Origin of the sequence: Methylobacterium sp. WL19 (assembly GCF_008040005.1) — a bacterium.
GTDB lineage: Bacteria > Pseudomonadota > Alphaproteobacteria > Rhizobiales > Beijerinckiaceae > Methylobacterium > Methylobacterium bullatum.
The window spans coordinates 1-9729 of sequence record NZ_VRVC01000160.1; the positions used below are offsets into that span (position 1 = coordinate 1).

A 9729-nucleotide genomic window follows, 5' to 3' on the forward strand; every position below is an offset into this window, starting at 1 on the left:
CCTCCTCCCCCTTGTGGGGAGGAGTTGGAGGTGGGGGTGGTTGGGCGACCCTCAGGGGGCAGAGGCTGGCGGAACCACCCCCACTCCTAACCTCTCCCTACAAGAGGGAGAGGGACGCGGTCAGCTTGAAACAGCAGATGGGTGAGTGCCGTAGGGATGAGGGGGGACTGGGCGGGACCTCCGTAGCGAAGATCAGAAGAGTGTATCGACCGAACCGGAATGCCGCCTGAACAAGTCAGGCCGCGCCGTAGCGGTCGTTGAGGCTCGCGGCGAGGCCGTCGGCGAATTTCGCGGCGGCCACGGGGAGCATCCGCCCGCGCAGCTGGCCGAGAATCAGGGTCATGGGGGAGAGGTCGCGCTCGTCGATGGGCCGGCTGACGAGGCGCTGGTCGTTGGGGATGCCGCTCGGCACCTGCAGGCTCACCACATCCTCGCGCAGGGCGAGGTTGCGCAGGAATTCCAGCGAGCTCGATTCGACGGCCGGGCGAAACGGCGTTCCCCGGCGCGCCAGCGCATCGTCGAGATGATGGCGGATCGCCAGCGACCGGTCGGGCAGGGCGAGGGGATGGGTCAGGCACTCGCGCAGCCGCACCGGCCCTTCCTCTTCGGCCAGGGGGTGCGAGGCCCGCATGACGACGCAGAGCGTCTGCCGGCAGGTGAACAGGGCGTGGAGATCCGCCGAGGGCGGCGGCTGCAGCACCAGGGCGAGATCGGCCTCGAAGGAGACGAGGGCCGCCACCGCCTGGGCATGGTCGCGCACCTGGACCGTGAACGAGACGAGAGGATACCGCGCCCGGTAGGCCCTGACCTCGTCCGGCACGATCTGGTTCACGAAGGCCTGGCTGCAGGCGAGCGCCACATGGCCGCGCCGCACGCCGGACAGGTCGGCGATCTGCGAGCGGACGCGCTCCATGTCCGCGACCTGATCCCGGATATGGCGCACCAGCAACTCGCCGGCCGCGTTGAGCCGCATGCCCTGCGCCAGCCGCTCGAAGATCGGCGTGCCGAGCTCGTATTCGAGATCCTGGATCTGCCGCGTGAGCGCCGAGGGGGCGATGTTCAGGGCCTCCGCCGCCCGGCGGATCGAGCCGCGCCGGGCCACCTCGGAGACGTAGGTGAGGGTCCGCAGATGCTTCATGGCGCCTGTTCGATCAGGGTTCTCAGCCGCGACTCGCGCTCAAGTCGATGGTCCCATCAGACCACCTCATCCTGAGGTGCCCGCGTCAGCGGGCCTCGAAGGAGGCCTCCAGATGCCGCAGCGATCCCTGGAGGGCTCCTTCGAGGCCGCTCCGCGGCACCTCAGGATGAGGTTCAGGCCTTGGATAAACTACTCAAACATGCTCGCGGCGGACGATCACTAAGACACGGTCACCAACTACTCCGCGTATTGCGATTTTCGCAACACCATAGTCGATAACCAGCACTCGTTTGCAACAGCCTCCCGACATACCCTGTCCGGGTTCACATCATGTCGGAGCCGGCTCAGATGATTCGTCGTCGCACCTTCCTCGCCGGCCTCGGCGCCGGCCTCGTCGCCGCACCGTCGGTGCTACGCGCCGAGACGCCCACCGTGATCCGAATGGGATCGCTGAAGCTGATCCATTCCATCGCACCGTATTTCTACGCCCAGTTCGCGCCGCCCGGCGTCACCGTGGAGGTGATCCCGTTCGAGAGCCCCACCGAGTGCAAGAACGCGGTGGTGACGAGATCGGTGGATTTCGGGACGTTCGGCATCGCCGCCGGCACCCTCGGGGCGGCGGCCGGCGAGCCCATCGTGGTCATCGCCTCCACCTGCAATCGCGGCATGGCCATCATCGCCAAGACAGGGTCGGGCATCGAGAAGGTCGCCGACCTCAAGGGCAAGCGCGTGGCGATCTGGCCCGGCTCGACCCAGGAGGTCTTCGCCCTGGAGCGGATGCGGATGGAGGGTGTGAGCGTGAAGGACATCACGCCGGTGCGCATCTCCTTCAGCGAGATGCACATCGCCCTCGCGCGGGGCGACGTCGACGCCTATGTCGGCGCCGAACCCGCCCCCGGCGTCAGCCTCTCCACGGGAATCGGTACACTCGTCGAGTATCCCTACGGCACCGAGATGGGCTCCCTGAACATGGTGTTCGGCGCCCATCGCGACACGCTCGCCGAGCGGCCCGACGTGGTGAAGACCATGCTGGAGATCCACCGCAAGGGCTCGGATTTCGCGCAAGCCAACCGCGACGCCACCGTGGCGATGGCGGTGCAGAAGCTCGGCCAGAAGCGGGAGGCGATCGAGCTCTCCGTGCCGAACGTCGAGTTCAAGTGGAAGCTCGGAGAGACTGAAGTCAAACAGGCCAAGGCCTATTCCGAGCACATGCTCGCGGCCCGGCAGATCAAGCGCCTGCCCGACTTCTCCACTTTCATCGACACCCGCTTCGTCGATGCGATGAGGGATTCGTGAGCGCGCCGGCCGTTTCCGCCCCTGTGGTGGCGGAGCAGGCGCCGCGCCGCGCGTTGCCGAGCCTCGCGCGCCTGCGTCAGCCCCTCCTCGCCCTCGCCCTGCCGGTGGCGATGGGCATCGCCTGGCATCTGCTCACGGTGGGCAAGCCCTACAGCCTGATCCCGCCGCCCGCGGAAGTCTGGACGGCGATGGTGGATCTCGCCATCGGCGGACCGGAAGGCGACGCCTTCAGCGGCACGCTTCTCACGCATCTCGTCGCCTCGCTCACCCGCGTCTTCGGCGGGTTCGGTCTCGCGGCCCTGGCGGCGGTGCCCCTCGGCCTGCTCATCGGCCGGGTGCCGCTCATGCGTCAGCTCCTCGACCCGACCCTGCAGATCCTGCGCCCGGTGCCGGTGACCGCCTGGCTTCCGCTGGCGATGATCCTGTTCGGCCTCGGCCCGCGCTCGGCCTATTTCCTCGTCTTCCTCGGCGCATTCTACCCGATCCTGGTCAACACCATCTTCGGGGTCCGCTCGGTGGAGCCGCGCCTGTTCGAGGCCGCCGCCATGCTCGGTTGCCGGGGGTCGGCGCAGTTCGCCCGCGTGGTGCTGCCGGCGGCCCTGCCGTCGATTGTCACGGGGTTGCGCCTCGGCCTCGGCTTCGCCTGGGTGGTGATCGTCGTCGGCGAGATGACCGGCGTTCCCACCGGCCTGGGCGCCATCATCATGGAGGCGCGGCAACTCTCGCGCACCGACATCGTCATCTGCGGAATGATCGTCATCGGCGTCGCCGGCTTCGTCTGCGACCGGGCCGTGATGCTGGTCGGCCAGCGCCTTCTTGCCTGGAGCCCCTCCCATGGCTGAGCCCACCGTGCCGATCCTCGACATTCGCGGCGTGTCGAAATCCTTCGCCGTCCAGGGCCGCGCGGTCCAGGCGCTCAGCGGGGCCAACCTCACCGTGGCCAAGGGCGAGTTCATCTGCCTGCTCGGCGCTTCGGGATGCGGCAAGTCCACCCTGCTGCGCATCGTGGCCGGTTTCGAGACGGCGACCGCCGGCGAGGCGCTGATGTGGGGCAAGCCCATCGAAGGCCCCGGCCCGAGCCGGGGCATGGTGTTTCAGGATTATGGCCTGTTCCCCTGGCTCACCGTGCGGGACAATATCGGCTTCGGCCCGAAATCGCGCGGTCGGCCGGCGGCGGAAATCCGCGACACGGTGGAGCGCTATCTCGCCCTCGTCGGGCTGCAGCGCTTCGCCGACGCCCATCCGCACCAGCTCTCCGGCGGCATGAAGCAGCGGGTCGCCATCGCGCGGGTTCTGGCGAACGACGCCGAAATCGTCCTCATGGACGAGCCGTTCGGGGCGCTCGACGCCATGACCCGCGAGCGGCTGCAGGACGAACTCCTCGACCTGTGGAGCCGCACCGGGTTGACGGTGCTGTTCGTGACCCACGCCATCGAGGAGGCGATCTTCCTCGCCGACCGGGTCGTGGTCATGTCCCCGAGCCCCGGCCGGATCGACGCGATCCACACCATCGACCTCGCCCGCCGCCGGGACGTGTCGAGCCCGGCCTTCAACGATGTGCGCCGGATGCTGTCGGCCCAGCTCCACAGCCACCACGCCCCCGTGGCCGCATGAGCGGACCGACGCCGCCCTCCGGCGACTGGCGCCGGATGGACCGCGAGACCCTGACCCGCGCCTACGACAATACCGGCGCCGTCGCCGACAGCGCCGCCCGACTGTCCGGCTGGCGGACCCGGAGCGCCGCGTTTCGCGCGCTCCACCCCCGCGAGCTCGACCTCCCCTATGGGCCGGCCGAGCGAAACCGGATCGACCTGTTCCGGAGCGGCGCGGAGGATGCGCCGCTCCTCGTCTTCATCCATGGCGGCTATTGGATCAGGAATACGCGCCAGGATTTCGCCTGCATGGCCGAAGGACCGTTGCATCACGGTCTCGATGTGGGATTGGTGGGATATACCCTGGCACCGGAGGCCAGCCTCACCGAGATCGCCGCCGAGATCCGGGCGGCGCTGGTGTTCCTGCGCGGTCTGGAGGAGGGGAGGGGGCGCCGTCGCCTCGTCGTCTCCGGCTGGTCGGCCGGCGGGCATCTCGCGGCCCTCGCCATGGCGTGGCCCGAGGTCGATGCGGGCCTGGCCATCAGCGGCGTGTTCGATCTGGAGCCGATCCGGCACACCGAACTCGACGACCGCCTGCACCTGACGCAAGCCGAAATCGAGGCCCTCTCGCCGATCCGGCAGGTGACGCGGTCGGATAAGCCCCTCGCCATCGTGTGCGGATCGAACGAATTGCCCGAATTGCGGCGGCATTCCGCTGATTACGACGACGCGTGGCGGTGCGCCGGCAACGCCTCGATCGTCGCCGAACTGCCCGGCCACGACCATTTCTCGATCCTCGACGAGTTGATCCGCCCCGACGGCGCACTGACCGCCCTCGCCGTGAAGCTCGCCGGGACGAGCCCCTAGACCTCGCCGCGCAGGCACGCTTCCTGTGCCTCGGCCGCCCGCCGCGCGCTCCTGGCGAACCGTCCGACCACGGCCTCCCCACGGATCGCTGCGTGCTTCGCCGCGACCAGGTCCGGGTCGCCCCAGCGCGCGAGCAGCGCCTGGAAAGCCTCGTGACGCGCGCGCTGAAAGGAAATTCTTCTACCCGCACCATCCCTGCACGGGTGCGGTGGATGAATTGCACCGCAGGGTACCCAGCCGGAGGGGATCGGCGCCGTGGCGGGGTGGGTCCGTCCCAGACGCAGGATGTGCGGCAGGATGTGCGTCCGCGGACCGACAGAGCCGGAGTTGGGATCGGCCCGGATCGGAGTGAACACCTCGATCCGCCCGATCCGGGTGACGAAGACGCGATGAGGGCCGGCCGCGACGAGCTGCGCCGCGATCGTATTGTCGGGATTGAAGATTTCCCGCCCGGCTCGGCTGCGGAGGAGATCGATGAGGGCGGGGTCGCCGGTCCGGATGCAGACATCCACGGCCAGCAGGTTCAGGCCCAGATCGAACAGGATATGGTCGCGATGCGCGATCCCGGCGGCCTCGCGATCCGGCCCGAGTTCGGTGACGACGGACCGTCGTCCCATGGCGCAGGCATCGCGCGGCAGGCACAGGGCCAGGGCATGGTTCCAGCCGAAGGCGAACCCGGTCTCATAGGCCACGGGACGAACCAGGGCGGCGGGGTCTAGGGCGATGGCCCCCCGCGCCGTGACGAAACCCATCCGGGCATCGGCCAAGGGCATCGCCACCTCCTCCGGCTCGCGGAGAAAGCTCGCGACGGCGCCGAAACTGCCGAGGCTCCATGTCGTCAACGGGTCGCCGAGGGCGCTCGCCAGAAGACTCGCGACGGCTTCATGCTCCATCGCCGCAGCTTAGCGGGGCGGACCGAAGCGCGCGAGATGCGATTCCGGGCGGCACTGATTTTGCTCCTCTGACTTTGCCCCAAGCACGGGTGCCCTCGCTTCGCCCGCGAGCTTCCCATCACCCTCTCGACCGGGCAATCTCGCCGCGTGCTCGACCCTGGATTCCAACGATGGACCTGAACTCGATCGGCTCCGTCGCCGTGCCGCGGAACCGCTCCGACCTCTCCGGGTGGCGGGACGGCGATGCCTGGCTGGCCGGAGGGACGTGGCTGTTCTCCGAGCCTCAGCCGCGCCTGCGCCGCCTCGTCGATCTCTCGAGCCTCGGCTGGCAGGCTCATGAGGTGAGCGAACGGGGCCTTTCGCTCGCCGCGACCTGTACCATCGCCGAGCTGTTCCGGCTCGATCTGCCCGCATCGTGGAGCGCCGCTCCCCTCTTCGCGCAATGCTGCCGGGCGCTGCTCGGATCCTTCAAGATCTGGAATATGGCCACCGTCGGCGGCAACGTCTGCCTCGCCCTGCCGGCCGCGCCGATGATCGCGCTCGCCACCGCCCTGGAGGGAACCTGCCTGGTCTGGACACCGGAGGGAGCCGAGCGCGAGGTCGCCATCACCGATCTCGTCCTCGGATCGCAATGCACGTCGCTGGCACCCGGCGAAATCCTGCGGCGCATCGATCTTCCCCTGGCCGCGCTGAAGCGCCGGACCACCTTCCGCCAGGTTTCCCTGAGCCCCAACGGACGCTCCGGCGCCCTGCTGATCGGCACCCTGGATTCCAACGGCGCCTTCGCGCTCACGATCACGGCCTCCACGCGCCGCCCGCTGCGCCTGATGTTCCCGACGCTCCCCGATGCGGCGGTCCTGGCCATCTCGATCACCGAGGCGGTTCCGGTGGCCCTGTATCATGACGACGTTCACGGCACGCCGGATTGGCGCAGGCACATGACCTTCACCCTCGCCGAAGAGATCCGGCGCGCGTTCGAGAACGAGGGCCGCGCATGATCCTGCACGTCAACGGACACGAGCAGGATGTGTCCCCACGTCCGGGCCAATGCCTGCGCACGATGCTGCGCGAGCTCGGCTGGTTCGGGGTGAAGAAGGGCTGCGATGCGGGGGATTGCGGCGCCTGCACGGTGCATCTCGACGGGGAGCCGGTGCATAGCTGCCTGCTGCCCGCCTTCCGTGCCGAGGGGCGCAGCGTCACCACCATCGAAGGCCTCGGCGGCCCCTGTCGGCCGGGGGAGGGGGGCACGCAGCCACTTCATCCCATGCAGGCGGCCTTTCTCGGCGCCCAGGGTTACCAGTGCGGGTTCTGCACCCCCGGCATGATCATGACCGCAGCGGCTCTGGACCAGGGGCAGATCGGCGATCTCGCCACCGCCCTGAAGGGTAATCTGTGTCGCTGTACCGGCTACGGCGCCATCGCCGACGCCGTGGCGGGCATAGCGCGCGTGGAACGGCCGGAGGATGGGCGCGGCGACCCGTGCGGGCGCAGCATCCCGGCCCCTGCCGGGCCTCGGATCGTCTCGGGCAGTACAGCCTTCACCTTCGATCTGGCCGTACCGGACCTGCTTCATCTCAAGGTCTTGCGCTCGCCTCATGCCCATGCCCGCATCCTGCGGGTCGACCGGGCGGGAGCTCTGGCCGTGCCGGGTGTGGTGGCGGTCTTCACCCACGACGATGCTCCCGCCGGACGGTTCTCCACCGGGCGGCACGAGAATCCCCTCGACGACGCCCCGGATACGCGGGTGCTCGATCCGATCCTGCGCTTCGTCGGTCAGCGGGTGGCGGCGGTGGTGGCGACGAGCGAAGCTGCGGCCGAGGCCGGATGCGCGGCGCTGACCGTGGATTACGAGATCCGCGTCGCGGTGTTCGATCCGGACGAGGCCCTGCGGCCGGGCTCGCCTTTGGTTCATGACGGCGCCGACCAGCCCGGCGAGGATGCGCCGCCGCGCCTCTCCCATCCCAACCTCGCCGCCGAGGTGCATGGAGAGGTCGGCGACGTCGCGACGGGGTTTGCCGAGGCTGACCTCGTCCACGAGGCGGCCTACGATTCCCAGCGGGTCCAGCACGCCCATCTCGAGACCCACGGGGCCGTCGGCTGGCGCGACGAGGACGGACGCCTCGTCATCCGATCCAGCACGCAGACACCGTTCCTCACCCGCGACGCTCTGGCGAACCTGTTCGGCCTGGAGCGGGATGCCGTGCGCGTGCTCTGCGGCCGGGTCGGCGGCGGCTTCGGCGGCAAGCAGGAGATGCTCACCGAGGATCTGGTGGCCTTGGCGGTGCTCGCCACCGGTCGCCCGGTGAAGTGGGAAATGACCCGGCAGGAGCAGTTCACCGCCACCACCACCCGCCATCCGATGCGGGTGACGGTCAAGATCGGCGCCCGCCAGGACGGCACCCTGACGGCCATCGCACTGCATGTGGTCTCCAACACCGGCGCCTATGGCAACCATGCCGGCGGCGTCATCCATCACGGCTGCAACGAGGTGATCGGCGTCTATCGCTGTCCCAACAAACGCGTCGACGGCTACGCGATCTACACGCACACCCTGCCGAGCGGTGCCTTCCGGGGTTACGGCCTGAGCCAGACCATCTTCGCGATGGAATCGGCCATGGACGAAGTGGCGCGCGGCCTCGGGCTGGATCCGTTCGAGATGCGCCGCCGCAACGTCGTGCGCCCGGGCGACCCGATGGTATCGAACAGCCTCGAACCCCATGACGTGCAGTACGGAAGCTACGGGCTCGACCAGTGCCTCGATCTCGTCTCATCCGCCATGGACGAACTCGGACCCGCCGAGATTCCGTCCGGTGACTGGCTCGTCGGCAAGGGCATGGCGATGGCGATGATCGACACGATCCCGCCGCGCGGGCATTTCGCCGATGCGCGGATCGCGCTTCAAATCGATGGACACTACCACCTCGATGTCGGCACCGCCGAGTTCGGCAACGGAACGACCACCGTCCTTGCCCAGATTGCTGCCTCGGCGCTCGGTACGAGCCCTGAGCGCATCACCCTGCGCCACGGCGATACCGACCGCGTCGGCCACGATACCGGGGCCTATGGATCCACCGGCATCGTGGTGGCCGGACAGGCGACGTTGAAGGCCGCCCTCGCCTTAGGCCAGGCCCTTCGCGAGGTCGCCGCCGAGAGGGGAGGGGGGGCGCCCTCCGAATGCCGCCCGCACCGAGATGGCGTCTCGACTCCCAACGGCGAGATCGATTTCGCCGAACTCGTTTCGAGCGGTCCAATCGAGCGCGCCGCGAAGGCCGATGGCTCGCCGCGTTCCGTCGCCTTCAACGTTCAGGGGTTCCGGGTCGCTGTCCATCGGTCGAGCGGGGAGGTGCGCATCCTCGACAGCGTACATGCCGCCGATGCCGGCCGCGTTCTCAACCCCATGCAGTGCCGCGGCCAGGTCGAGGGCGGTGTCGTGCAGGCGATCGGTGCGGCGCTGTACGAGGCAATGCGGATCGACGGAGAGGGTCGCGTCGTCACACAGACCTTCCGCAACTATCATATCCCCGCCTTCGCGGACGTGCCGCGCACCCGCGTCCTGTTTGCGGACACCTATGACGGCATCGGTCCGCTCGGCGCCAAATCGATGAGTGAGAGCCCGTTCAACCCCGTCGCGCCAGCGCTCGCCAACGCCATCCGCGATGCCACGGGAGCGAGGCTCACCGCGACTCCCTTCGCGCCGGACCGCATCTACCTCGCGGTAATGGAGGCGGCACGGCATCGGGACGGGTCGGTGTGATCCAGGCCTGCCGCCGGGATTGCGCGTCAGTGACTTAGAGCGCCTAACAGAACGGCACCGAACGTTGCTTTCAGCGTTGGTTTGGCATGGCCAGACCGCTTCTCCCCGATGATCTCTGGGATGAGATCGCTCCGCTCCTCCCGCCGCCTCGGCCGCGTCCGAAGGGCGGGCGTCGTCCGATCGAGAACC

At 68.8% G+C, this 9729-nt stretch carries 8 protein-coding genes and 1 pseudogene; 7 read left to right on the forward strand and 2 right to left on the reverse strand.

From position 1 onward, the window contains the following. Window positions 1–235: 235 nt before the first annotated feature. Window positions 236–1138 carry a LysR substrate-binding domain-containing protein gene (locus tag FV220_RS22235; protein WP_147833253.1) on the reverse strand — a complete coding sequence of 301 codons (903 nt, stop codon included), beginning with the start codon at window positions 1136–1138 and terminating at the stop codon, window positions 236–238. A gap of 348 nt (window positions 1139–1486) precedes the next feature. On the opposite strand from FV220_RS22235, the gene FV220_RS22245 reads away from it, so the two are divergent. The 4 genes from FV220_RS22245 to FV220_RS22260 are packed head-to-tail and all read left to right on the forward strand — an operon-like array spanning window position 1487 to window position 4893. Next, complete coding sequence (locus FV220_RS22245) at window positions 1487–2434, forward strand: NrtA/SsuA/CpmA family ABC transporter substrate-binding protein (RefSeq protein WP_147833255.1); 948 nt, start codon at window positions 1487–1489, stop codon at window positions 2432–2434. After that, window positions 2431–3276 carry an ABC transporter permease gene (locus FV220_RS22250; protein WP_147833256.1) on the forward strand — a complete coding sequence of 282 codons (846 nt, stop codon included), beginning with the start codon at window positions 2431–2433 and terminating at the stop codon, window positions 3274–3276. The genes FV220_RS22245 and FV220_RS22250 overlap by 4 nt, the downstream gene beginning before the upstream one ends. Beyond that, a complete protein-coding gene (locus FV220_RS22255; RefSeq protein WP_147833257.1) occupies window positions 3269–4048 on the forward strand; it encodes an ABC transporter ATP-binding protein in 780 nt (259 codons plus the stop codon). Before FV220_RS22250 ends, FV220_RS22255 begins: the two co-directional genes overlap by 8 nt. After that, window positions 4045–4893: an alpha/beta hydrolase gene (locus FV220_RS22260; protein WP_210245964.1), complete on the forward strand. Its 849-nt coding sequence runs from the start codon at window positions 4045–4047 to the stop codon at window positions 4891–4893. The genes FV220_RS22255 and FV220_RS22260 overlap by 4 nt, the downstream gene beginning before the upstream one ends. On the opposite strand, the gene FV220_RS22265 is transcribed toward FV220_RS22260, so the two are convergent. Next, the gene (locus FV220_RS22265; RefSeq protein ID WP_147833258.1) at window positions 4890–5786 is read right to left on the reverse strand and encodes a hypothetical protein; all 897 of its coding nucleotides are present in this window, start codon (window positions 5784–5786) and stop codon (window positions 4890–4892) included. The two genes, FV220_RS22260 and FV220_RS22265, sit on opposite strands and share 4 nt — an antisense overlap. 170 nt (window positions 5787–5956) lie before the next feature. Between FV220_RS22265 and FV220_RS22270 the strand changes: the two genes are divergently transcribed. The 3 genes and pseudogenes from FV220_RS22270 to FV220_RS22280 form a co-directional block, all read left to right on the forward strand. Continuing rightward, window positions 5957–6784, forward strand: coding sequence for an FAD binding domain-containing protein (locus tag FV220_RS22270; protein WP_147833259.1), 828 nt, complete (start codon window positions 5957–5959; stop codon window positions 6782–6784). Further along, a complete protein-coding gene (locus FV220_RS22275) occupies window positions 6781–9540 on the forward strand; it encodes a molybdopterin-dependent oxidoreductase (protein ID WP_147833260.1) in 2760 nt (919 codons plus the stop codon). The genes FV220_RS22270 and FV220_RS22275 overlap by 4 nt, the downstream gene beginning before the upstream one ends. 86 nt (window positions 9541–9626) lie before the next feature. Then, window positions 9627–9729 (forward strand): annotated as a pseudogene (locus FV220_RS22280) (IS5/IS1182 family transposase); the annotation flags it as partial.

Bases quoted from the DNA above. Each gene is read 5' to 3' on its own strand.
- FV220_RS22235 (WP_147833253.1), bottom strand. From the start codon at position 1,138: ATGAAGCATCTGCGGACCCTCACCTACGTCTCCGAGGTGGCCCGGCGC.
- FV220_RS22245 (WP_147833255.1), top strand. From the start codon at position 1,487: ATGATTCGTCGTCGCACCTTCCTCGCCGGCCTCGGCGCCGGCCTCGTC.
- FV220_RS22255 (WP_147833257.1), top strand. From the start codon at position 3,269: ATGGCTGAGCCCACCGTGCCGATCCTCGACATTCGCGGCGTGTCGAAA.
- FV220_RS22260 (WP_210245964.1), top strand. From the start codon at position 4,045: ATGAGCGGACCGACGCCGCCCTCCGGCGACTGGCGCCGGATGGACCGC.
- FV220_RS22265 (WP_147833258.1), bottom strand. From the start codon at position 5,786: ATGGAGCATGAAGCCGTCGCGAGTCTTCTGGCGAGCGCCCTCGGCGAC.
- FV220_RS22270 (WP_147833259.1), top strand. From the start codon at position 5,957: ATGGACCTGAACTCGATCGGCTCCGTCGCCGTGCCGCGGAACCGCTCC.
- FV220_RS22275 (WP_147833260.1), top strand. From the start codon at position 6,781: ATGATCCTGCACGTCAACGGACACGAGCAGGATGTGTCCCCACGTCCG.